The 22,018-nt window shown below is 61.8% G+C and carries 19 protein-coding genes, 1 tRNA gene and 1 pseudogene; 4 read left to right on the forward strand and 17 right to left on the reverse strand.

Annotated elements, in window-relative coordinates; genetic code table 11:
- The first annotated feature begins 256 nt into the window (after nucleotides 1-256).
- Nucleotides 257-1,129, forward strand: a complete 873-nt coding sequence (locus GBB14_RS02585; protein ID WP_151530068.1) for an HAD family hydrolase — start codon at nucleotides 257-259, stop codon at nucleotides 1,127-1,129.
- On the opposite strand, the gene GBB14_RS02590 is transcribed toward GBB14_RS02585, so the two are convergent.
- From GBB14_RS02590 to rsmI, 5 genes and pseudogenes are all read right to left on the reverse strand, one after another.
- A complete protein-coding gene (locus tag GBB14_RS02590) occupies nucleotides 1,114-1,938 on the reverse strand; it encodes a TatD family hydrolase (RefSeq protein WP_151530067.1) in 825 nt (274 codons plus the stop codon). The two genes, GBB14_RS02585 and GBB14_RS02590, sit on opposite strands and share 16 nt — an antisense overlap.
- 4 nt (nucleotides 1,939-1,942) lie before the next feature.
- Nucleotides 1,943-3,775, reverse strand: coding sequence for a methionine--tRNA ligase (gene metG, locus GBB14_RS02595; protein WP_151530066.1), 1,833 nt, complete (start codon nucleotides 3,773-3,775; stop codon nucleotides 1,943-1,945).
- Nucleotides 3,776-3,870: 95 nt separating this feature from the next.
- Nucleotides 3,871-5,133 carry an alpha/beta fold hydrolase gene (locus tag GBB14_RS02600; protein WP_151530065.1) on the reverse strand — a complete coding sequence of 421 codons (1,263 nt, stop codon included), beginning with the start codon at nucleotides 5,131-5,133 and terminating at the stop codon, nucleotides 3,871-3,873.
- A 123-nt stretch (nucleotides 5,134-5,256) separates the two neighbouring features.
- Nucleotides 5,257-7,137 (reverse strand): BCCT family transporter, encoded by a 1,881-nt coding sequence (locus GBB14_RS02605; protein ID WP_151530064.1) that lies wholly within the window; start codon nucleotides 7,135-7,137, stop codon nucleotides 5,257-5,259.
- A 321-nt stretch (nucleotides 7,138-7,458) separates the two neighbouring features.
- A pseudogene (rsmI, locus tag GBB14_RS02610) lies at nucleotides 7,459-8,334 on the reverse strand (16S rRNA (cytidine(1402)-2'-O)-methyltransferase); the annotation flags it as partial.
- 140 nt (nucleotides 8,335-8,474) lie between these two features.
- Between rsmI and GBB14_RS02615 the strand changes: the two are divergent.
- Nucleotides 8,475-10,145 carry a dolichyl-phosphate-mannose--protein mannosyltransferase gene (locus tag GBB14_RS02615; RefSeq protein ID WP_151530062.1) on the forward strand — a complete coding sequence of 557 codons (1,671 nt, stop codon included), beginning with the start codon at nucleotides 8,475-8,477 and terminating at the stop codon, nucleotides 10,143-10,145.
- Here GBB14_RS02615 and GBB14_RS02620 read toward each other — a convergent pair.
- From GBB14_RS02620 to GBB14_RS02680, 12 genes are all read right to left on the reverse strand, one after another.
- Nucleotides 10,142-10,855: a zf-HC2 domain-containing protein gene (locus GBB14_RS02620; protein ID WP_225976667.1), complete on the reverse strand. Its 714-nt coding sequence runs from the start codon at nucleotides 10,853-10,855 to the stop codon at nucleotides 10,142-10,144. The two genes, GBB14_RS02615 and GBB14_RS02620, sit on opposite strands and share 4 nt — an antisense overlap.
- The gene (locus GBB14_RS02625) at nucleotides 10,852-11,256 is read right to left on the reverse strand and encodes a DoxX family protein (RefSeq protein WP_151530061.1); all 405 of its coding nucleotides are present in this window, start codon (nucleotides 11,254-11,256) and stop codon (nucleotides 10,852-10,854) included. The genes GBB14_RS02620 and GBB14_RS02625 overlap by 4 nt, the downstream gene beginning before the upstream one ends.
- Before the next feature lie 107 nt (nucleotides 11,257-11,363).
- On the reverse strand, nucleotides 11,364-12,143 hold the full coding sequence (locus GBB14_RS02630; protein WP_151530060.1) for a fructosamine kinase family protein: 780 nt from the start codon (nucleotides 12,141-12,143) through the stop codon (nucleotides 11,364-11,366).
- 75 nt (nucleotides 12,144-12,218) lie between these two features.
- The gene (locus GBB14_RS02635; protein ID WP_151530059.1) at nucleotides 12,219-12,605 is read right to left on the reverse strand and encodes a hypothetical protein; all 387 of its coding nucleotides are present in this window, start codon (nucleotides 12,603-12,605) and stop codon (nucleotides 12,219-12,221) included.
- A gap of 320 nt (nucleotides 12,606-12,925) precedes the next feature.
- Nucleotides 12,926-13,339, reverse strand: coding sequence for a hypothetical protein (locus GBB14_RS02640; RefSeq protein ID WP_151588403.1), 414 nt, complete (start codon nucleotides 13,337-13,339; stop codon nucleotides 12,926-12,928).
- Nucleotides 13,340-13,350: 11 nt separating this feature from the next.
- A complete protein-coding gene (locus tag GBB14_RS02645; RefSeq protein ID WP_225976668.1) occupies nucleotides 13,351-14,592 on the reverse strand; it encodes a Na/Pi symporter in 1,242 nt (413 codons plus the stop codon).
- Nucleotides 14,593-15,357: 765 nt separating this feature from the next.
- Nucleotides 15,358-15,642, reverse strand: coding sequence for a hypothetical protein (locus GBB14_RS02655; protein WP_151530056.1), 285 nt, complete (start codon nucleotides 15,640-15,642; stop codon nucleotides 15,358-15,360).
- A 214-nt stretch (nucleotides 15,643-15,856) separates the two neighbouring features.
- Nucleotides 15,857-15,929: transfer RNA gene (locus GBB14_RS02660), tRNA-Ala, on the reverse strand.
- A 34-nt stretch (nucleotides 15,930-15,963) separates the two neighbouring features.
- Complete coding sequence (gene glpR / locus GBB14_RS02665) at nucleotides 15,964-17,145, reverse strand: gephyrin-like molybdotransferase receptor GlpR (protein WP_151530055.1); 1,182 nt, start codon at nucleotides 17,143-17,145, stop codon at nucleotides 15,964-15,966.
- 208 nt (nucleotides 17,146-17,353) lie between these two features.
- Nucleotides 17,354-17,947, reverse strand: a complete 594-nt coding sequence (locus tag GBB14_RS02670) for a GNAT family N-acetyltransferase (RefSeq protein ID WP_225976669.1) — start codon at nucleotides 17,945-17,947, stop codon at nucleotides 17,354-17,356.
- A gap of 145 nt (nucleotides 17,948-18,092) precedes the next feature.
- Complete coding sequence (glp, locus tag GBB14_RS02675; RefSeq protein WP_151530054.1) at nucleotides 18,093-19,385, reverse strand: gephyrin-like molybdotransferase Glp; 1,293 nt, start codon at nucleotides 19,383-19,385, stop codon at nucleotides 18,093-18,095.
- A gap of 80 nt (nucleotides 19,386-19,465) precedes the next feature.
- Nucleotides 19,466-20,392 carry a UTP--glucose-1-phosphate uridylyltransferase gene (locus tag GBB14_RS02680; protein ID WP_151530053.1) on the reverse strand — a complete coding sequence of 309 codons (927 nt, stop codon included), beginning with the start codon at nucleotides 20,390-20,392 and terminating at the stop codon, nucleotides 19,466-19,468.
- Nucleotides 20,393-20,461: 69 nt separating this feature from the next.
- Between GBB14_RS02680 and GBB14_RS02685 the strand changes: the two genes are divergently transcribed.
- Nucleotides 20,462-21,064 (forward strand): 5-formyltetrahydrofolate cyclo-ligase, encoded by a 603-nt coding sequence (locus GBB14_RS02685; RefSeq protein WP_151530052.1) that lies wholly within the window; start codon nucleotides 20,462-20,464, stop codon nucleotides 21,062-21,064.
- A 68-nt stretch (nucleotides 21,065-21,132) separates the two neighbouring features.
- The gene (locus GBB14_RS02690) at nucleotides 21,133-21,819 is read left to right on the forward strand and encodes an SAF domain-containing protein (RefSeq protein WP_151530051.1); all 687 of its coding nucleotides are present in this window, start codon (nucleotides 21,133-21,135) and stop codon (nucleotides 21,817-21,819) included.
- Nucleotides 21,820-22,018: the final 199 nt, after the last annotated feature.

Consider the following 22,018-nt stretch of genomic DNA (forward strand, 5'->3'; position numbering starts at 1 on the left):
TCAGAGAAACCACAGCCGTCACACCCGCCCCTACCCCCTCAGCTGTACTGCTGCGGCGAAGAAAAACCCCCTCTGCACGGCCGTGCCGCCACCCCCGCTATCTAGGAGTGTTCTTGGACACAGCCGGCGCTCAGGCATGTGGGCTGCACCGGGTGGGCGCGCGTTAGGATGAGGATTCTCCCCGTGCGCTCCGCTGCGAGCAGACATGAGGGAAGAAACGCTGCCCGGAACGATACTCCCCTAAGACAAGGACGTTATGCCCAGCCCCACTGATATCCCCGCCGGCCTACTCCGCGAGCACAGCATCGCACTTGTCGTCGCCGATATGGATGGCACCCTGCTGGGCGATGATCACATGATCCCAGAAGGGTTCTGGCCGCTGCTCAACCGCCTGAACCGCGCTGGTATCAGCTTTGCCCCTGCCTCGGGGCGGCAATACGCCACCCTGCGCGAGCAGTTCGCCCACCCCGCCGCAGACAACCCGCCACGCAACTTCATTGCAGAAAATGGCACCAATGTGGTGCTCGATGACACCACGGTGTCGAGCAGCACGATCTCCCCAGACATCGTGGGCAAGGTACTGGACACAATCGCTCGGCTGCGCGGCCGCGGCCACGATATCGGCATTGTGGCCTGCACCCCCGAGGTGGCCTATGTCGATCGCAGTGATGAGGCCTTTCTAGAGCAGACGCGGCGCTACTACGCATCGATGCAACACGTGGATGCAGTAGCCGAGCTCAACCCAGAGGAGATCATCAAGATCGCGGTATTCGGCTTCGACTCGGTGGAAGAGAGCATCTACCCGCATCTGTCTGAGTTCTACGAGCAGGCACAGGTGACCGTATCCGGTAAGCACTGGATCGACATCATGGCGGCTGAGGCCGATAAGGGTCACGGTCTAAGGGAACTCTGCGCCCAGCTGGGGATCTCCCCCAACCAGACCTTAGCCTTCGGCGACTATCTCAACGATCTTGAGCTGCTCCAGCAGGCCGGGGTCGCCGTGGCCATGGCCAATGCGCACCCGCGCATCGCCGAGACCGCAGACTTTATCGCGCCCTCCAATAGCGAGCAGGGCGTGTTGAAGGTGCTCCGCACGCTACTCGACGCCCACGGTCAGTCCGCGAGCTGATATACCCGCCGGAAATTCGCCGCCACTGCGGCGCTGAACTCCTCGAGCGCCATGCCGCGGGCCGTGGCGATGCACTGGGCGGTGTGGCCGATGAAGGCCGGCTCATTGCGGGCGCCGCGGAAAGGCTCGGGCGTCATATAGGGCGCATCCGTTTCATAAAGAATCTGCTCCATGGGCGCCAGGGCCGCCGCTTGGCGTAATTCCTCATTGCGTTTGAAGGTGACATTGCCGGCGAAGGAGAGCACATAGCCGCGCTCAATGGCCTCGCGGGCGACCTCCAGCGGCGAGGAAAAGCAGTGCAGAATCACCGTCTTAGGCTGCGGGGAGCTATCGAGCACCCGCAGCAACTCCGCATCGGCCTCGCGATTATGAATCATCAGCGCCTTGCCGCTGCTCACTGCGAGATCAATATGAAAGCGCAACGCTTCCTCCTGCGCCTCCAGCGGGGCGCACCATTCCTCCTTGCCGATCCAATAGGTATCAAGCCCGGTCTCACCGATGGAGACACACAGCGGATCGGCGGCCAGTTCGCGCAGCCGGGCGCGGGCGGCGTCGTCAAGCTCACGAGCCCGTGTGGGGTGAATGGCACACGCCGCCCACACCCGATCGAGCTGCTGTGCCACAGCCAGGGCGGCCTCGGCTTCCGCCAGGCCATCGCCGACGGTCACCATGGCCTCTACCCCGGCAGCGCGGGCGCGCTCGACCACCGCGGCCGGATCATCGGGGCAGGAGGTGAGGTGGGTGTGGGCGTCGATAAGCCCCGTTGTCCCGGCGAGCGGGGTGGGCGTAGGTCGCTTCTTCTTACCCATGGCTCTAGCCTGCCACCGGGGCCCAGGAGGGCCCCTCCTCGGCCAGGGCCGGGTCGAGCTTCTGGATCAGCGGCTTCGGCTTGGACAGCGGCGTGCCGGGCACGCACTCCACGCGCTGCCAGGCGGCCTGCTGCTGGGTGTAGTCGCCCATGATCACCGGGTAGGTCTTGTTCTTCTCCGGCAGGCCCACGCCCACCGGCTCCACCGGCATATCGTCGGCTACCTCGCGCACCTGCGGGGTGGCGGCCCACTCGCCCTCGCGGCCCAGGGTCTCGTGCACCTTTTGGGCGGTATGCGGGATGAAAGGAGTGAGCATGGTGTTGCAGTCGGATACCACCTGCAGCGCGGTCCACAGCACGGTGGCGAGGCGCTCCCGCTGGGTCTCATCCTTCGCCAGCTTCCACGGCTCATTCTCCGCGATATAGGCATTGGCCTCGCCCACAATGTGCATCACCTGGTTGATCGCGGCCTTGAACTTGGAGTGCTCAAGATTCTCCGCAGCCTCCACGAAGGCCCGCTCGGCCTGCTCCAAGAGCGCCTGCTCGGCTGCGGTGAGCTCGCCCGGGGTGGGGATCTCGCCGAAGTTCTTATAGGCCATGGACACGGTGCGGTTGACCAGATTGCCCCAGCCATTGGCCAGCTCGTTGTTCACGCGGCGCACAAACTCGTCCCAGGTGAAGTCGGTGTCATTATTCTCCGGACCGGCCACGGCGATGAAATACCGCAGCGGATCGGGGCCGAACTCTTCGAGGAAGTCCTTGACATAGATCACCACTCCCTTGGAGGAGGAGAACTTCGAGCCCGACATCGTCAAATACTCCGAGGAGACCACCTCGGTGGGCAGATCGAGCTCCCCGAGCGGGCCGGCCTCCCCGCCCTTCGAGCCCTGGCCGCGATAGCCTAGCAGCTCCGCCGGCCAGATCTGGGAGTGGAAGGTGATGTTGTCTTTGCCCATGAAGTAATAGGACCGAGTCTCCGGGTTATTCCAAAACTCGCGCCACGCCTCCGGCTCGCCGATGCGATAGGCCCACTCGATGGAGGAGGACAAATACCCCACCACCGCGTCGAACCACACATAGAGCTTCTTGGCGTTGTTTTCTTCCCAGCCTTCGATGGGCACGGGCACACCCCAGTCGATATCGCGGCTCATGGCGCGCGGGCGGATGTCCTTGAGCAGGTTCATCGAGAACTTCAGCACATTCGGGCGCCAGTCTTTGCGCTCGGTCAGCCACGTCTCCAGCGCCTCGGCGAGGGCAGGAAGATCGAGGAAGAAGTGCTCCGTCTCGCGGAACTCCGGGGTTTCCCCGTTGAGCTTGGACACCGGATCAATGAGATCCGCTGGGTCCAGCTGGTTACCGCAGTTATCGCACTGATCGCCGCGGGCGCCATCGCAGCCGCAGATCGGGCAGGTGCCCTCAATATAGCGGTCGGGCAGGGTGCGTCCCGTGGAGGGAGAAATTGCCCCCTGGGTGACTTCCTTGACCATATAGCCGTTGTCATAGAGCCCACGGAAGAGCTCCTGCACCGTGGCGTAGTGGTTGCGGGTGGTGGTGCGGGTAAACAGGTCATAGGTCAGCCCCAGCCCGGCGAGGTCCTGCACAATCTGGCGATTGTAGCGATCAGCAAGCTCCTGGACGGCCACGCCCTCCTTCTCCGCCTGCACAAGTAGCGGCGTGCCGTGCTCGTCCGTTCCCGAAATCATCAACACGTTGCGGCCACGCATTCGCTGGTAGCGCGCAAATACATCGGACGGTACGCCAAACCCTGCCACGTGACCGATGTGGCGGGGGCCATTGGCGTAGGGCCAAGCTACTGAGACGAGCACAGATTCAGACATGCCTACGAGCATAATTGATAGACAGCTAAGTCTAAGACTTAGGCGTCATTCGCTTATCGACGCCACCCTCACGCCCGCACCCACCGCCACGGCACTTAGCGCACCCGCTGGCCCGCGGCGAGCTCGAAGAGATGCCGCAGCACCGCCCCGTTCTGGCTCGTGCGCAATCCACCATGCTCATATTCGCTGGTGATATAGAGTGCGACATTCTCCAGCATCTCCCCGGTCTCGAGGGAGAAGTTCAGGGGCACGAATACGTCATTGGCGTAGACCGCAGCTGCCCCCTGCACCTCGGCGTTCCGCAACGCCTCGGCATCATAGAGCGTGGGCCACTCATGAGCGGCGAGGATCTCGGCCACCTCCGCCCACGGCTGGAAGGCGGGCATTGTCTCGGACCACTCCTGGAACACATGCTCGCCGAGCAAGAGCGTGGGATCCTCGCGGAACTCCTGCGGCAGACAGCGTTGCGCCGCCCAGTTGGTGGCCCCGCCATCGGCGTAGGAGGATTCGTGCAGCACATAGTAGAGCGGGTTGCGGCCCCCATAGGGCAGCAGGCCAGCAAAATCATAGGTGAATTGGCTGGACTGGGGATCCAGCTGCAGGAGCTGATAGAGCTTCAGCCAGCCGTCATCGGAGCCGAGCAGGTGCCCCAGCGAGCGCAGCCGAGTCTCAGAGACCACCTCGCCATTGGGCAGCACGATCTCCCCGGCACGGGCCGCCTCGAGCAGCTGGCGCATGGTCTCGCGCAGCTCGGGGAAGCGGCGATAGAACTCCTCCGAGTTGCGGCGCATCCGGCGATAGCATTCGGAATACACCTCATCCACGGAGTGACCCACCGCGGACAACCCGCCGGTGAAATAGCAGGTATCCAGCGACTCGGGGTGCGTGCTGAGGTAGTGCAAGGTGGTGAAGCCACCGAAGGACTGCCCTAGGGTGCACCAGGTATCCACCTGGAGAATCTCGCGCAGGGCCTCCGCGTCGCGGACGATGCCATCGGCGCGCAAGTGAGTGAGGTATTCGGCCACCTCGGCGGCGCTATTGTCGGCCAGAATGCGCTCATCGACGGGGCTGGACTGGCCGGTGCCGCGCTGATCCAGCATCACCACTTGATAGCGTTCGAGGGCCGTGGGCAGCCACGAGGGCTCGGCCGGCTGAGCACAGGGGCGGGGTGCTTCCACTCCTGGGCCGCCTTGCAAGAACAGCAGATAAGGCTTGTCCTCGCCACCCGGGGCTGTGACCACGCGGGCGAAGACGTCGATGGTGCGCTCGTCTGCGGGGTCGGCGCTCAAAGGCTGGGTGAAGGTGATGTTGCTGAGAGTCAGCTCACCAAGGTGCTGGGTAGATATCGTATGACTCATAGAGCCACAGTCTACTGACATGTCTGGACACCATCGTCCAGCCCGAGGCACCCGCCCACGACACACAGAAAACCGCCCTCCCCTTTTTAAGGAGAAGGCGGTCAGAAACCAGTGGCGAAAAGATTAGATCATCTTGCGCGCTTTGCGACGCACCTCGGAACGGCGCTGTTGCGCCTGCTTCCACTCGTTGTACACGCGGCGCTCGCGGGCCAGCTTCATAGCCCAGCGCTGCTGCTCCTTGTGATCCAAGTAGAGCTTGTCATTGCTCAGGTCCTTATGCAGGGCAACCATGAGCAGGATGATCACCACGAGGAAGGGCGAGGCAGCCACAATGGTGACGTTCTGCAGGTTCTGCAGGGAGTCCTCGCCATCGCCGATGAGCAGCAGGGTCAGGCCGATGCCGGCGGTGAGAATACCCCAGGCGGCAGAGACGAAGCGGTTGGCCTCGATCGCGCCGTTCTGGCTCAGCGAGCCCATCACGGTGGAGGCGGAGTCCGCCGAGGTGATGAAGAAGGTGGACAGCAGCACCATCGCTACGAAGCCGGCAATGAAGCCGCCCGGCAGCTGGTGCAGCAAGTCGAAGAGCTGACGCTGGCTGTCGCCGTCACCCCAGATGGATTCACCGCGCTGCTCGAAGGTGATGGCGGTGCCACCGAAGATCGAGAACCACACAGCAGAGACTGCGGTGGGCACCAGCAGCACGCCGAGAATGAACTCACGCACGGTACGGCCGCGAGAAATGCGAGCCAAGAACATGCCCACGAAGGGGCTCCAGGAGATCCACCATGCCCAGTAGAAGATGGTCCAGCCGGAGACCCATGCCGCGGCCTCGGGGTTGCCGTTGTTGGCAGTGCGGGCGGCCATCTCGAAGAACTGGGAGAAGTAGGAGGACACCGAGGTGGGCAACATGTTGAGCACGTTGACTGTTGGCCCCATGGCGAACACGAAAATAGCGAGCAGCGCGGCCATCACCATGTTGGCGTTGGAGATGTACTGAATGCCCTTGCCCACACCCGACATTGCGGAAATGATGAAGCAGACGGTTAGGATCAGCACGATCATCACCACGGTGGAGTTCTGCGGATCCTCGATCACGCCAGAAGCATCCAGGCCGGACTTGATCTGCAGCGCACCGATACCCAGAGACGCGGCGGTACCGAAAACGGTCGCGATCACCGCGAGGATGTCGATCATCTTGCCGATGATGCCGTTGGCACCGCGCTCACCGATCAACGGAATAAAGGCCGAAGACAGCAGCTGCTTCCGGCCAAGGCGGAAGGTGGAATAGGCGATAGCCAGGCCCACGATCGCATAGATCGCCCACGGGTGCAGGGTCCAGTGGAATAGCGTGGACGCAAACGCCGAGGAGGCTTGGTGGTCCGGGTGCCCGGGCACACCATTACGGAAGAAGGTCAGCGGCTCGGACGTACCGAAGAACATCAGGCCGATACCCATACCGGCCGCGAACATCATCGCGATCCAGCTGGGCGTAGAGAACTCCGGCGCATCATCATCGGCGCCAAGGTTGATATTGCCGAACTTGCTCAGCGCCACGTACAGGATGAACGCAACAAACACGGTGCCGAAGAGCACGAAGGCCCAGCCGAGCTTGTCAATCACTTGCGCGAAGGCATCATTAGCGAAAGCTGCGAAGCTATCGGGCAGGGTCAGACCCCAGACCACGATAGCGATCACCACAGCCATCGAGGGGATGATAATGCCCCAGCTCAGTGGGGCATTTTTATCTTCATAAGCGCCGTAGTCATTAAACTGGGCGGCGGCTTCTTTGTAGTTATATTCGTCCTCGGAATCGAGAAGTGAGGCGAACTCGCCCGCGGCGGTCGTGCCGCTGGAGTCCTCAGTGCTTCCCGAGGTGCGTTCAGCCCCTGCGGAATTCGGGGCCGTAGTAGCCGACGCGTTTACCGCGTGGGCATCCGCACCGGATCCTTCGGTCTCGTCTGCGGCAGGAGTGCCTGCCGCGTCATTCTGGTCAGAAGTGCTCATGCTTCTAGCTTGGTGAAAATTCACCTCATTGCCAAAAGGAGAGAGCGCTTCGCTGGGCAGAAACTCGCAGCATAGGGGTTCTCCCCTCTTCTCAGAGCTAGCTCAGCATTGGCTTAGAAGCTCCACAGATGGCAGCTTTTCCCCTGTTCAGGGGTGAGTTTGACCATGCCTGAAGGACAGCGTCGATAAGCGAAATGTCACAAGACGATAACAATTCGCTCAGACTGAGGATGATCCACGCTCAGTTGTTGGCTCAAGCCCATTATTAGCACCCGCAGCCGAGCCTTCAGCCGCGGCGCTGGGCGCAGCCTTCATCGCATCGCGCTCGGCGATCACGGCATCATAGAGCTCGTTTTTGGACACCTTATGGCGCTGAGCCAGTTCCTTGGTCACGTTTTTCACGCGCTCTCCCGCGGCAACGCGCTGCACGGCCTGGGCTACCAGCTCCTCCATTGAGGTGTCCGCCGCCCCGGTTGCGCCGGCGATCACCACCGAAATCTCGCCCTTGACACCATTGCTCGCCCAGTCGGCAAGCTCCGCCAGACCGCCGCGTTTGACCTGTTCATAGGTCTTCGTCAGCTCCCGACAAACCGCGGCCTGCCGCTCGGGGCCGAGAATCTCCGCGGCCTCCTGAAGGGTTGCGGCGATGCGATGCGGGGATTCAAAGAAGCACACCGCCCGCTCTTCTGTACGCAAACTAGCGAGCCAGGTGCGGCGCGCGCCCGCCTTGCGCGGGGCGAAACCATCGAAACAAAACTTGCCCACCGGCAGACCCGACAGAGCCAAGGCGGTGGGTACTGCCGAGGGGCCGGGCAGGCAGGTCACCGCTATGCCCGCATCGTGAGCGGCCTGCACGAGGGGAAAACCGGGGTCGGATACCGCGGGCATGCCGGCGTCGGTGACCACCAGCACCGAGTGGGCCGCAGCGGCGGCAATCAAGTCCTCCACCCGCGCGCTTTCATTGTGATCGAAATTAGAGATCACTTTGCCCTTGATCTCTACCCCCAGCGCCGCCGCGAGGGAGCGGGTGCGACGCGTGTCCTCGGCGGCGATAATGTCTGCCTGCGCCAAGGCGGCGACCAAGCGCGGCGAGGCATCGTAGATATTGCCCAGGGGCGTAGCCGCAATGATCACCCCGCAAGGCAGCGAGTCAGCATAGGTCGGTGGTGCAGGGTGACGCGCGGAGGAGATGCTCATGAGCTCTAGCTTCTCACATCCCCGCGCGCGCCGAGGAAGGCGTACTCTGCCGAACGCGGCGGCACCGAGCGAGAGGGGTTCGCGGCAATCTCCTTAGCGCCCTTTAGCGGTGTCCGGCTCAACATTTAGACTAAGTAGCCATGAGTTCAGCTTCGGCGAGTGCGCATGGCGCTGTAGAGCCGCCCTCCGATTCCCCAGACCGGCCTCGTGCTGCGGCCCCGCTCCTCAATCGCGAACCCCATATGGGCTCGACCGCGGTGCGTGGACGTGCCTGGCGCGGCGGCTCGCTGAGCTCTGAGCTGGTGTGGCGCCGCTGTGACACCCTCATCTTCGTCATCATCGCGGCGCTGTCTTTTTTCACTCGCTTCATCGCCCTGAGCGCCCACACCGCCAGCGGCACCCCGGTATTCGATGAGAAGCACTATGTGCCCCAGGCCTATGACCAACTGCGCAGCATCCACGGCCAGCTCGGGCTGCTCGCGGGCGGCGGAATCGAATCCAACCCGGGCTACGGACTCGTGGTGCACCCGCCCTTGGGCAAGCGTCTCACCGCGCTGAGCGAAGCGATCTTTGGCTATTCCCCCTTGGGCTGGCGCGTGATGGCGGCCCTCTGCGGCAGCGTCCTAGTGCTCGTCATTATGCTGCTCGCCCGCCGTATCTCCCGCTCGTCTCGCGTGGCTCTCTTCGCCGGAATCATTGCGCTATGTGACGGCGTCCTTTTAGTTATTTCCCGCTTCGGCATGCTGGACATCTACCTAGTGTTCTTTGTCCTCTGCGCCTGCTACGCCTTTATCCGCGACCGCGAAGAAGTGACCACACGGGCCCTTCAGCCCGGCCCGGCACCGCTGCGCTTTGGGCTGCGCCCGTGGCTGCTCGCCTGCGGGCTGTTCTTTGGCTTAGCGCTGTCCGTGAAGTGGTCGGGGCTGTACTACATGGCCTTCTTCGGCGTCATCACCGTGTGGTGGGATGCGTGGGTGCGTGCTGGAGCCGGCGATAAGAAGGCCGTGACCCGAACACTATTTCGCGATGCCCCGAAGGCCTTTGTCTACCTCGTCATCCTCCCCGTGGCCTGCTATATCTTCAGCTGGCGCGGCTGGTTCGCCGCAGAGACCTCCTCTTTCCGGCATGCCGCCGAGGAGGGAAAAATTGAGGAGGGTGCATGGTATGCCTCGCTTCCCGATACCGTGGCGAGCTGGGTGTACTACCACGACAAGATGCTGAGCTTCCACTCCTCGCTCACCAACTCCAATGGCCACGAGCACCCGTGGGAGTCCAAGCCCCTGAGCTGGTTGGCCGCCCTGCGGCCGGTGCTCTTTTATTCCGACACCGATATCGCGTGCGGCGATTCCACCTGCCGACGCATGGTCTTTCTTTATGGCACGCCGATAATTTGGTGGCTCACCGTGCCCGTTCTCGTGTGGGCGATCGTGCAGTTCTTCCTGCGTGGCCGCGGCGCCTATCTCATGGTGCTGCTCGGCTTCAGCGCCGGCTATGTTCCGTGGCTCTTCTCCTATGATCGCCAAATGTATTTCTTCTACGCCGTGCCGCTCATCCCGTTCATCATCATCGGCTTAGCGTTGATCCTGAATCAGATGTGGGGCGCAGGCACCACACTGCGACGGCATCCCCTGGTCAGCTCGCATCCGATGGCGCGATTGCGGCTGCACACCTGGCATGTGGGCAGCGTGCTTGCCGTGAGCTATCTCGTTGCGACGGTGGTGTTCTTCGCCCTCTACTCCCCCATCTTCTACGGGATGCTGATCAGCGATGACTACTACTTCACCATCATGTGGCTGCGCAGCTGGCGTTAGCGGAGATCGGTGCTCTGCATGGGCATGGCGGATAGTTGCCGCCACGCCAATTCCAGCGCCACCAATCCTCGATCAGCAAGCCAGTAGCACAGCAGCACCACGGCGCTGAGCCCCACCAGTAGCAGCCAGTACACGCTGTCACGATCGATCGTGCCCAGCACCATATCGCGAGCGCCAAAGCCGAGGCTGAAGGTAAATAGCGCCCCGTAGACGGGTAAGAGGCCCATCGCGATGCGGGAGCGCCACACCGCGCATACGAGGCCGAAGGCCAGAGCAAACCGCACGGTGGCGCCTTCGACGAGCATCCGCGCGAGATAGGGATCAAGCTCGCTTGCCTCCCATGCCTGTTGCACGGAAGCGGCGGCGGCGAAGAGTTGGATGCCCCAGAACAAGAACGCCAGCGCGCAGATCACCAGCAGCACCCGGCTGATGCCCACCCCGATTGCGCGGCGCGATGCTTGTCGACGCCGCTGCGGCTCCACCCCAGCGAGAATCATCTCAGAGAGATCGGGAGGGGTCACCCCCGCCCCATCGGAGTCGTCGGCAACACAAAAATTCAGGCTGCGCTTCAATGCCGCGGCTTCGTTGAGAAAGGCCCGGCAGTCGCTGCACTGGGACAGGTGCGCATCGAGCGCGTCATCATTGATGCCGGTGGGTTCGCCGTCCAGACGGGCAGATAGCGCCGCCTGGACCTGTGCGCAGTCCATCATCTGGTGAGCACTCCGTCGATACTGGCCCGGCCCGAGCCAAAGACGATCACCATGATGAGCGCGGTGATGAGCAGCAGCACATATTCAAACCCGCCCGTGCCGACAAAGACGCCCGAGTCGAGGTGCACGAAATACAGGGCACCAGCCATGACCAGAGCTAATACGGCCGCGGCGATGGTGGTGAGAAAACCCACCACCAATAAGCCACCGCAGGCGAGCTCTGCCATCATGGTGATATAGGCGGAGAGCTTGGGCTGCGGCACGTGCATGGCACTGAAGCTGCCGATGGTCTCATCCATGCCGTCGATCGCGACCTTCTGCCAGCCATGGGCGATGAAGAGGAAGCCGAGCACGGCGCGCAGGAGAAACAGCGCTGCGTCCCTCATTGCTGGTCTATCCATGGTTTCTAAGACTAACACCCCAGCACGGCCACGACCGTCTCAATAAAGCCGCGCGATCACAGCGCGCCGCTGTGCCCTCGCGGCGCGGACACTGCGGCGTATCCGCCTTAGTGGCCTAGCGACGTCACGGCGCGTGCCGCCTCGCCCAGTTCGCGGCCATAGGACGGGCCGTGGGTGGCCGCGTGGACGGCGAGCGGGTGCATCTGGTGCAGCGGGATGAGATCCCGCCAGTTCTCCTCGAGCGCAGAGATGCTCTGATAGCCCTGCACGATCTGATCGAAGAAGGGGGCACCGAATAGCGCCAACATGGCTATATCAGTCAGTGCGGCGCCACCGTGCGCGGCGGGATCGATAAGGATGGGGCCTTCTTCCGAGAAAAGCAGGTTACCGGCCCAGAGGTCGCCGTGGATGCGAGCCACCGGCGGGTTATAGTCACTGGCTTCGATGCGCTGGCAGGCGGCGAGCACGTCGTGATAGTCCTGCTCGGACAGCGTTCCCTGCTGCCGCGCGGTCTCGGCGAAGGGCTGCACGCGCTGCTGAGTGTAGAAGCTGCCCCACTGCTCAGAGGGCGTGCAGTCTTGGGGTTGCGTGCCGATGAAATTCTGTCCCCGAAACTCCTCGCCACCTGGGGCGGGTGGTGCACCATGCGCTGCTGCCCCAGCGCGGTGCATGAACGCGATCTGCCGGCCCGCCTCATACGCTGCCTCTGCGGTGGGGCGCATCTCGGTGACTCGGGCAGTCACGATGGCTGTTTCTGAGGCATCGAGCACCTCCACGATTGCGGCGGGCGCGCCTTCTTTGAGCCACCTCAGCCCGGCAGCTTCAGCGAGGGCCGCCCCGTGCTCGTTAGGTCTTTTGATGAATACATCGTCTCCGTAGGAGTCCATGCCTCCAGCATGCCAAAGATGCACGGCCGAGGTGTGGCGCGCTATCCCCGCCTCACCGTTAAGCCACGAGTGAGACTAGTCAGTCTCCCCCTTGGACGGCTTGGGCGGCAAAGAGTTCAGCAAGGCATCTTCCGCGGACACCCGCGGCTCCTCGCTGGATTCGCTGGATCGCTCGCGATCCCGCCGCAGTTCCGCGATTGAATCTTCTAAGAACTCCAGCACGGAACGCCACTGCACGGCGGTGCGCTGCATGTACTTGTCGAGCTCATCAGTAACAGCATGCTGATCGGCCTCGCGTAGTTCTTCTTCGGCGGCCTCAACTATTGCGCGCTCTGCCTGAGCTTGGGCCTTGCGTGAGCGCAATTCCGCCAATTCCTTGCGCAAACGGCTTACATATTCCTCAGCCTCGGCAAGTTTGACTTCCAGTCGAGCTTCCAGTTCGGTATCACTTCGTTCACTCATGGATCCGTCTTCCTCACAGCCACCGAGCAGGTGACCTCTCACTGCAATGAAGGCCGGTGCGGCGCATGGTGCCAGCGCCAACCCTGATTACACAGTTTCGTTCCTGCTTTGATGTTTTTTATTCACTGGGAAAAGTGGGGTGCAACCAAGGATACTCCCTTGGTGCCTGATGAGCAGTCCTTATGCCGAGGCATTCAGGACCGCGCTCTCGATCGTGTTATTTCGCCGCCGCTCTAGGTGGTCGTTTCCTCGCACCTACACCGGCTCTTAAACGGCCAAACCCCAAGCGCTCGTCCATCGCTTGGGGTTTCCCTCAGGTATCAGGGCTCGTGCGTATCGTCATGGTCAACGGTGTCACTATCGATGCGGGGCGCCGTCTGTACCGACGGTGCCTTCTCCGCGGTGCTGCTCTCAGCGCCACTAGCGGCGCTTGTCGACGCCGCCTCGCGGTCATCTGCCGCTGCATCCGCGTCCTCGTGGCCAGCGCGCAACTCTGCAATAGCGTCTTCTAGGAACTCCAGCACGGTGTGCCAGTGCACGTGCGTCTGCCGTTCATACTCGTCGAGATGATTGACTGCCTCGTGTTGCATCTTCCGTTCCGCAACATCGTCAGGATCATCGGATTTCTTCACGAGAGCAGCGATGTCCTCGCGAATACTTGCTGCATATTTTTCCGCTTCGGCGAGCTTGGCTTTGAGCCTGGACTCCAGATCAGGCGCGCTATGTTCGGACATGAATCAACTCCCTAGAAGAGATTAGTAGCCAGGATCAGCAAGAAGGGGACTACGAGGAACACGCCCACGGTCCACACCACAGCCCAAATCTTTCGTTCTGCGGAGACCCGTGCCAGCATTTCCGCTCCCCGCGGAGGGAGTCCGCGAAGGAAGGGAAGGCCGAAGATAATCAGGGTGGCGAACACATTGAATAGCAAGTGCACGAAGGCGGCCTGCATAGCCAGGGTGCCCTCCGCGCCAGTGAAGCCGAAGGCGGCAATCAGCGCGGTGATGGTGGTTCCGATATTGGCGCCGATAGTAAAGGGGTAAATCTGTCGCAGCGTGAAGGTGCCGGAGCCAGCCAGCGGCACTGCCAGAGAGGTGGTGGTGGAGGAGGACTGCACCATGATCGTCATGAGCGCGCCGGAGAAAATACCGGTGATGGGGCCACGTCCGATGGCGTTGTGCAGCACATCCTTGGCCTTACCCACCATGAGCACCTTGAGCAGCTTACCGATGTTGTTAATCACGGCGAGGATCAACACAACACCGAGCACAATGAGCAGACCGCCGGTCCACACATCGTTCAAGCCGAGAGCACCAACACCACTCTTGAACAGGTCCGCGAGCGGGGTCGTGATGGTCTTGACGAAGGAACCGATACCACTGAAGACTGCGGCAACGATACCGCCATCCGAACCATCAGTGTGGGTGGCCATCCAATTGGAGCTCTTCTCCAATATGCCGAACATCAGCTCAAGCGGAAGCAGAATAAGCACGGCCATCAGGTTGAAGAAATCATGCACGGTGGCTGCGGCGAAGGCGCGTCGGAAAGCATCCTTATCTCGCGCCATACCCAAGCTGACCAAGGTATTGGTCATGGTGGTTCCGAGATTGGCACCCATCAGCATGGGAATAGCCACTGCCATGGGCAATCCGCCGGCCACAAGACCAACCACGATGGAGGTGGTGGTGGAGGAGGATTGGGTCAAGGCAGTGGCCAAAAGACCAATCATCAAGGCCACAATCGGGTTGGAGGCAAAGGAGAAGAGAGCCTCCGCCTGATCACCGGTGGCAATTTTAAAACCGGAGCCGATGACCTTCACGGCCGTGATCAGCACGTAAATTCCGAGGACCACGCCAATCCAGTCGCGGGCATTGGCTGCGGCCCCCTTCAGCGGAATGAAGGAGAGAGGACTGCGCGGGATAGCGACATCGCTCTGCACCGCTTCGGGAGTTTCCGTAGCGGTATGTTCACGACTCTTGGTCTGCATGTAGTTCACATATCTCCGTGTTGAGCATGGACGAGGATCTGCACAGAGTAGAAACAACCGACATAACGCCCTCAAGAACCAAAGGTGAACAAAGGATGAACACCCGGCGGGGTCGGGGATAAAGCACCTGATAGAAGGCTGAAAATAAATTTTCTGTGATCTTAGACGCACCCGCATCGCGGCCAGCTCTGCCTACCCCTTAAAGCACACCCGTGCCATTAAACTTTTCTGAACCCGCACCCCGCTCACGTGGCAAAAGCCCGCTCACACTCACACACTGGGCGACCTTCTCCGCCCCATGCGGGGACAAACACACGACCCATGAGTCAAATAAGCGTACCCTAAGAACTCCCGTTCAGTATGCAGAACCGTGAGCTCCCCCAGCTGACGCCTTCTCGGGTGTCTTTCCAGCTTCTTTTGCGGCCTCGCGCCAGATATCTCTGTTTCAACGCGGTGCACAACCGTCGTTGCTGGCGCCACTGTGAACGGATAGCTGAACTGAATTCGCATGCTCAGCAAGCGACATCTTCCCAGATACTCTCGCTCGCGTGGCCGGCAAAAATAAAATTCCTAGCCTCGGGAGGCGGCGATCAGTGTGCCTCCGCCCTACCGTCGATCCACAACCACGCACTGCGGGACTCAGAGTCGCATAAGGAATCGAGGCCAGCTTCACCCGCCTAGGAAGCCAACACCACCCCCCCCAAAAAAAGGAAGCCAACACCAACCCCCCCCAAAAAAAAGGACGTGGCGTACAAGTGCGATGGACTAAAGCACCATCATAGTGTCCTGATCAACAGACAACACCTGAGCAAGCGTGGGAAAATCGTAGTCTCCTTTGAAAAGCCGCAGGTTTTCCCGCACGGTGTAAGGGATGTAGTCGTCCATGCCGTAGTCCCTAGCGATTTGCATATAAACCTCCACGGCGAAGGTGTAGTCACCGTCATCTGCTTCCTCTTGAACCCAAGCCATTTTCTCTGGAGGAAGCTGAGGACCTACCGAGACAATGTAGTCGTACACGCTTTTCTGATCATTAAACTTCGGAATATCCATCACATACCCTTCTCCCCTACCCCGGCTGAGCTTAGAGCAGGACTGCGCTACCACACGACGCGGAGACTACCACTTTATTCACAGGCCTAGGCTGTAGGCTGCGATCAGCATACTCGTGCTCTACCGTCGATTCATCCACCACCACGAAAAGCCTTCACCCAGCCTTAACACAACAAAACCCCTAGTGGATAACCACTAGGGGAAATGTATTCTGTGGAGCCAAGGAGAATCGAACTCCCGACCTTCGCATTGCGAACGCGACGCTCTACCAACTGAGCTATAGCCCCATACTGCGTCGCAGCGGGTGAGAGCGAACGTGCTCTAACTTACGCGACGCGGCTGACCGCCATTGTAGGACGTTTCGTACTCATCGTAGTAATCGTCGTAGAAGTCGGCGCTGACATCCCTGGTATCGAGGTATTCGAAGTCGGGGCTCTCATCGTCCATGTCGAGGACCACAGCGCCGGGATGGCGCAGGCGCTCGGGCACACCCATCTCTTCGTCCTGGTCCGTGCGAACGCCAAGGCGGGCGCGGCGCAGATGGCGCAGTCGGTGCTGGCGGAGTTGTTGTTCGGCACGTACTTGTTTACGCAGGGCAGAAAGGTAGAGCACGGTCAAGAGCACTGCCGCGACGCTCCACAGCCAAGCCCAGCCGCCAGCAACGATGCCGAGCACAACGCCCACAAGGATTGCCACGCCCAGGCCGATCATGGTGCGCTGACGGCGCTGGTAGCGAGCGTGGGCGAGATTGGCGTCGGCTTCCGGGTCGTACCAGCCGCGGCCGCGTCGAGAAGCAGCAAACTCACGATCCTCATCAGTGGCTTCTACCTCGTGCTCAACGGTGTCATCGGCAGGCGCTTCGGCCTCCGATACCTCGTCTGCGTCCTCATAGTGAGCTGCTGGGTGGAGCAGATCGGAGGGGCCGGTATAGGAGCTGTCGAACTCATAGGCGTCTTCGGCCACAGGAGTGTCTTGCTCAACCTCATCCGTCTCAGCCTCCGCAGCGGACTCCTCGGAGACGGACTCCGCGGCGGCAGGATCCTCTGCTGCTACAGTGTCGACGCTTAGTGCCTGCTCGTCCTCGTCTTTGGTGGTCAGCTCCGCATCGGAAGTGTTCTCGTCGGAGGTGGCCTTATCCGACGCTGCATCCGCCTGGGTGTTGCGTGCTGGCTCCAGCTCCCGCACCACGTCGCCATCGACTTCATCCACCACAGGCTCTGCGGCCACGGTGGTGCGACGAGGAGAGTCATCAATCAGGATGTCTTCGGGATCAATTTCCTCTGCCTCCACAGCGGGCTGCGGGGTTTCGGGACGAATATCGCGACGCGACCAGCGGGGCCGGGTGGCGCGAGGCAGCTCGCCGGAGCCACCCTCGTAGACCACGCGGGTTTCATCGAAGGCCTTATTGGTGCGACGGATCGGCTTTTGACCTCGGAGTGCAAGAGGTGCAAGAACGAAAAGCCACACCACCACCATGACGGCGATCGCGACTGTACCTGACACTGTTTGAGGACCTTCCTAGCTGAGAATAAGCGTGGGAATCATCGGTGCACCACACAACGATGCGAGTGCGCACAGAGTGCACACGGTCATCACCGGCGCGCGGAGAGGGGATCCCACTCTTGTCGGTACTTAACACTAGTTGTGAATGCTATTGCGGCTGAGACAGCCACGCCGAGTCAGCTCATTATTTATTCCGTGCCTGCACTGTTTAGAGCACTCGGTGGAGGCGTCGTAGACGCTCTATCGCCGGCACCGCATAGTCGTTGCGCAGGATCGCCACGAGGCAATGGTCCTGCCAACGACCGTTGATATGCAATGCCTCGCGCAGATATCCTTCCTCGCTAAAACCACAATGCTCGAGCACGGCAGCAGAGGCGGGATTGTGGGGAAGGTAGGTGGCGGTCACCCTATTCAGCTGCAGGTGGCCGAAGGCGTAGTCCACTCCGAGTGCACAAGCCACGGTGGCGATTCCTCGTCCGGTGTAGTCGCTATCCACCCAATAGCCAATCCAGCACTCGCTCAGCGCGCCCCGTTGAATATTGCCGAGAGTCACCTGCCCCACAAAGCGTCCATCGAGTTCGATCACCATGGGCACGATTTCACCGTTCATGCCGGCCTCTTCCAATATGCGGAAGGTGTCCTTCCACGCGCGGGCGGAGTGCGCCTGCTCCCATGTGCCCTCAACCGTTGGCTCGACCGGCTCAAGAAACTCGCGGTCTTTGATGCGCAAGGCACGCCAGTGTGGGCCATCGCTGTAGGTCACGGGGCGAAGCCGCAGCTCCTCGCCTCCGGGTAGGCGCACAGCGATTGTCGGCCGCGGTTCACAGCCAGTGGGCGCCACGTGCGCCCGCACGCTATGTCGAACGCGCGTGAACAAACCGAACATAGAGATCGTGTGGTCGTTGAGATCGAATACTGAGCTGCCGTGGAGTAATGATGCGTCTGTCCTAGCGGCCTTGGGCGAGGAAGATCACGTCCACAATATCTCCGGGGCGGATCTCGGTGACGTCTTCCGGAATACGAATAATGGCGTTCGCTTCGCTCAACCCAGCCAGCAGATGCGCCGGGGCACCGCCGGCGCCAGCGAGGCCTTCGACGAGATAGTCCTGGGTCTGGGCATCGCGCATCAGCCGCGCCCGCACAAAGCCGCGGCGGCCCGGGCGGGAATCCACGTGGTTGAGGGCTCGCGCCCGCACGAAACGACGCTGCGTACTGGTTTTGCCGAGGCTGCGGCGAATCCACGGACGGATGAAGGTCTCGAAAATCACCAGCGAGCTCACCGGGTTCGAGGGGGTCAAAAATACCGGCGTGCGCTCCTCGCCGAGCACACCAAAGCCCTGCACGGAACCTGGGTGCATGGCCACACGGGTGGTGTCGATATCGCCGAGCTCTCGCAGTACGTCCTGAATAGTGCGGGAACTGGCTCCGCCGACAGCACCAGAGATCACAATTAGCTCCGAGCGCAGCGTTTGGCCTTCAATAATCTCCCGCAAGCGGCGTGGTTCACCCGCGGCGATACCCACACGATGCACCTCGGCGCCCGCTTCCTTTACTGCGGCGGCGAGGGCATAGGAGTTGATGTCATAGACCTGCCCGAGCCCTGGTTCGCGGTCGATATCAACGAGCTCCGCGCCAACGGAGATCACCGATACCCGCGGCCGCGGGTAGACCAGCACCTTGGAGCGCCCCACCGCCGCCAACAAACCGATCTGAGCGGGCGCGAGAGTCACCCCCGGGGCGACGGCCACGTCTCCGGGCTGGATGTCTTGGCCCACGCCGCGCACAAATTCGCCCGAGCGTACCGGCCGGGTAGCCACCACGCGCTTCGATCCACGATCGGACCACTCCAACGGGAGCACGGCGTCGGCAAGCGTAGGCAGGGGTGCGCCGGTGTGCACGCGCACTGCTTGTTTGGGTTGGAGACGCAGCGGGCGCTGGGAGCCGGCAGGGACCTCGCCCACCACGGGCATGGATGTTTCCGCCACGGGCTCAGGGGCGAGCTCCGGCACGTCCTCGCCGCCGCGTGCGGGGCGTCGGGAGAGCCCGCGCTCGCCGCCAACGTCCACGGCCCGCACTGCATAGCCATCGATAGCGGCCTGCGGGAAGCCCGGCAGCGGCTTGGTGGCCTTGATTTCTTCGGCACACATCATGCCGAGGGCTTCCGCGATAGCGATCCGCACCGGTTCCGGGGTGGCCGCAAGCGTGGTTATTAGCTCGAGCTGTTTCTCAACCGATCTCACAAGCTCACTAACTCCTTCGGTATCGCGTGTACGGCCAGCGCGGCAGGGCTTATCCGCCCCGTGCTGTGTAAAGAATTATTCTAGCCGCGTCGTTTCTTAGATTCCCGCTCCGCAAGCATCTCTTTAATGGCGCGCTTGAGCCCGGGACCGTACTCGGGGTGGTCGAGACCAAAATCCACGCAGGCCCGGATAAATCCGCCTGGGTTACCCAGATCATGGCGCTTGCCTTCGTGAATCACGATGTGCACGGGGTGGCCTTGCTCAATCAGCAGCTCGATGGCATCGGTGAGCTGCAGCTCCCCGCCCTTTCCCGGGGGAATGCGGCGCAGCGCATCAAAAATCGAACGATCCAGCAAATAGCGGCCCGTGGCCACGAAGTTCGACGGCGCTTCATCAGCATCGGGCTTTTCCACCATGCCCACTACCTTGCGCACACTGCCTTCGCCGCACTCCTCGACGTCGAAGACACCATAGTTCGACACTTCATCGTGCGGCACCTCGAACGCGCACAGAACCGAACCGCCCTTCTCCGCGCGGACCTTCGCCATGTCCGCCATCACGCCCATGGGCATCACGATGTCGTCGGGCAGCATCACGGCCACCACATCTTCGTCATCATCGAGGACCGACTCCGCCAAACCCACTGCATGGCCCAAGCCCAGGGGGTGATCCTGCTCTACAGGCACGGCGTCGATCAGGGTTTCCGCACGCTCCACCTTGCGCAGCTGATCCATTTTGCCGCGTTCGCGCAGCGTGTCCACCAGTTCGGGATAGGGCTCGAAATGTGCGAGCACATCGGATTTTTGTGGCGCGGTGATAATAGCCAACCGAGAAGCGCCCAGCTGGGAGGCCTCTTCAGCGATTAACTCGATACCGGGGGTGTCCACTACCGGCAGGAGTTCCTTAGGGACGCGTTTGGTTGCGGGCAGGAAGCGGGTGCCTAAACCCGCAGCCGGCACAACCACAGTCTTAACAGAGTGTTCGTGATTCTCGATTGGCACGGTCATAACTGTTAAGACTACCTACCTCTGTCCTCACTTCCATGCTTTGACTCTCCGCGTGCCTATGCTGGGGCTATGAGCGCAGAGTCCTCCCCCACCGAGCATGCCCCAGAGAAATCTCGTATCCGCCGCGAGATGATCGCTCGACGCCGCGCGCTGAGCACCGTCGCACGCGAGGCAGCCAATGAAGCCCTGTGCACCCATGTGTCCAATCTCATGATGTCCATTGGTGCCCGACGCGCCGCCGCCTATGTGCCGCTGGCCACCGAGCCAGGCGGCGACGCGCTCGTCCCAGTTCTCACCTCCTGCCTCGAACAGCTCTATCTGCCCATTTCCGAGCCGCAAGGACAACTGAGCTGGGCGGAGTTTCGCGGCTTCGAGCGCACCCGCACCGGCCCCTATTCCATCCCCGAGCCCACCGGCCCGCGCCACCCGAGCAGTATATTGAGCGAGCTCGACGTCATGCTCGTGCCCGCTCTGGCGGCTACCCCGCAGGGGTGTCGTTTAGGCAAAGGTGGCGGCTACTACGATCGCGCGCTGGCCTCCCGCGCGGCGCTTCGCCCCCTCGCCGCTGTGTTGCTTTTCGACGATAACCTGCTGCCGCAGCTGCCTACCGAGGATCACGACGCGCCCGTGGACATCATCATCACTCCCTCGGCGATCCGCAGCGTGGAATAGCACTCCGCTAGCTCACCCCCCGCGAGAATGGGGAACCTGCTCCTAGCGCTGCTGCGTCTATTGAAGATATGAGCTCCTCTCTTGATTCTCGATTACGTTCTTTTACTCAAGCCCTCCACACCCCGAGCTATCATCGCGCCCGCCTGCTGCGCTGGTGTATCGCCGGTCTTTGCCTCGTGGTGGCCGCCGTATCTGCGCTGGCGCCTCTGCGCAGCAGCGACCCCGCCGCGGTGGTACTCAGCCGCGATGTGTCCGCCGGCGAGGAGATCGACTCTGCCGATCTCATAGTGATCTCCGTGCCCGATCGGCTGCGCCCAGAGGGCGCCTATGCCGCGGTGGAGGATGTCAGCGGCCAAGTGGCGGCCTCGGCACTCCGCACGGGGGAGATCCTGCACCCGGCGCGGGTACTCGGACCCGAGCTCACAGCACAGCTCGCCACGGGCTCACCGACTATCCCCGATGCCACGATGGTGCCGATCACCGTGGCCGATCCCGCCGTGGCCGGCTTGCTCCAGCACGGCGATAGCATCAGCATTCTCACATGGGCCGATAACCGCGAGGAGACGGTCACGATCGCGGAGCACGCTCGAGTGGCGCTGACCCACCACCCAGTGGATACGGACGCACAGCCGGGCACCATCCTGGTGGTGCTTTCCCAACCAGAGGCGCACCAGGTGGCGGCTGCGGCACTCCACGGCCCCCTCACTGTCGTGATCACCGGAGCCCGCGCCCGAAAGAACACAGGGATTCCCTAGCAGAGGAGGAACACACGGAGCCTTCATATCCACCGGTAGCGGAAAACAGGCCACTTAACGGATGGATGGGAAACTGGGCTAAAGTACAACCTTGACTTTAAGGCGGTCCCCTAGCGCCCACCACGTACTGCACGCCGGTAGGAACTGGCACTCGCCAAGGGTTCTTGTGTCTATTGCCTTTGCTGCATGCAGTGACGCT

The sequence above is a fragment of the Corynebacterium sp. 51B genome (assembly GCF_008930785.1).
Classification (GTDB): domain Bacteria; phylum Actinomycetota; class Actinomycetes; order Mycobacteriales; family Mycobacteriaceae; genus Corynebacterium; species Corynebacterium megadyptis.

What these genes read in the sequence shown, in the direction of transcription:
- GBB14_RS02620 (WP_225976667.1), bottom strand. Translation starts at nt 10,855, where the DNA reads ATGATGGACTGCGCACAGGTCCAGGCGGCGCTATCTGCCCGTCTGGAC.
- GBB14_RS02690 (WP_151530051.1), top strand. Translation starts at nt 21,133, where the DNA reads ATGAGCTCCTCTCTTGATTCTCGATTACGTTCTTTTACTCAAGCCCTC.
- GBB14_RS02600 (WP_151530065.1), bottom strand. Translation starts at nt 5,133, where the DNA reads ATGAGTCATACGATATCTACCCAGCACCTTGGTGAGCTGACTCTCAGC.
- GBB14_RS02645 (WP_225976668.1), bottom strand. Translation starts at nt 14,592, where the DNA reads ATGCAGACCAAGAGTCGTGAACATACCGCTACGGAAACTCCCGAAGCG.
- GBB14_RS02615 (WP_151530062.1), top strand. Translation starts at nt 8,475, where the DNA reads ATGAGTTCAGCTTCGGCGAGTGCGCATGGCGCTGTAGAGCCGCCCTCC.
- GBB14_RS02680 (WP_151530053.1), bottom strand. Translation starts at nt 20,392, where the DNA reads ATGACCGTGCCAATCGAGAATCACGAACACTCTGTTAAGACTGTGGTT.
- metG (WP_151530066.1), bottom strand. Translation starts at nt 3,775, where the DNA reads ATGTCTGAATCTGTGCTCGTCTCAGTAGCTTGGCCCTACGCCAATGGC.
- GBB14_RS02655 (WP_151530056.1), bottom strand. Translation starts at nt 15,642, where the DNA reads ATGGATATTCCGAAGTTTAATGATCAGAAAAGCGTGTACGACTACATT.
- GBB14_RS02605 (WP_151530064.1), bottom strand. Translation starts at nt 7,137, where the DNA reads ATGAGCACTTCTGACCAGAATGACGCGGCAGGCACTCCTGCCGCAGAC.
- GBB14_RS02635 (WP_151530059.1), bottom strand. Translation starts at nt 12,605, where the DNA reads ATGAGTGAACGAAGTGATACCGAACTGGAAGCTCGACTGGAAGTCAAA.
- GBB14_RS02685 (WP_151530052.1), top strand. Translation starts at nt 20,462, where the DNA reads ATGAGCGCAGAGTCCTCCCCCACCGAGCATGCCCCAGAGAAATCTCGT.
- GBB14_RS02590 (WP_151530067.1), bottom strand. Translation starts at nt 1,938, where the DNA reads ATGGGTAAGAAGAAGCGACCTACGCCCACCCCGCTCGCCGGGACAACG.
- GBB14_RS02585 (WP_151530068.1), top strand. Translation starts at nt 257, where the DNA reads ATGCCCAGCCCCACTGATATCCCCGCCGGCCTACTCCGCGAGCACAGC.
- GBB14_RS02630 (WP_151530060.1), bottom strand. Translation starts at nt 12,143, where the DNA reads ATGGACTCCTACGGAGACGATGTATTCATCAAAAGACCTAACGAGCAC.
- GBB14_RS02640 (WP_151588403.1), bottom strand. Translation starts at nt 13,339, where the DNA reads ATGTCCGAACATAGCGCGCCTGATCTGGAGTCCAGGCTCAAAGCCAAG.
- GBB14_RS02625 (WP_151530061.1), bottom strand. Translation starts at nt 11,256, where the DNA reads ATGGATAGACCAGCAATGAGGGACGCAGCGCTGTTTCTCCTGCGCGCC.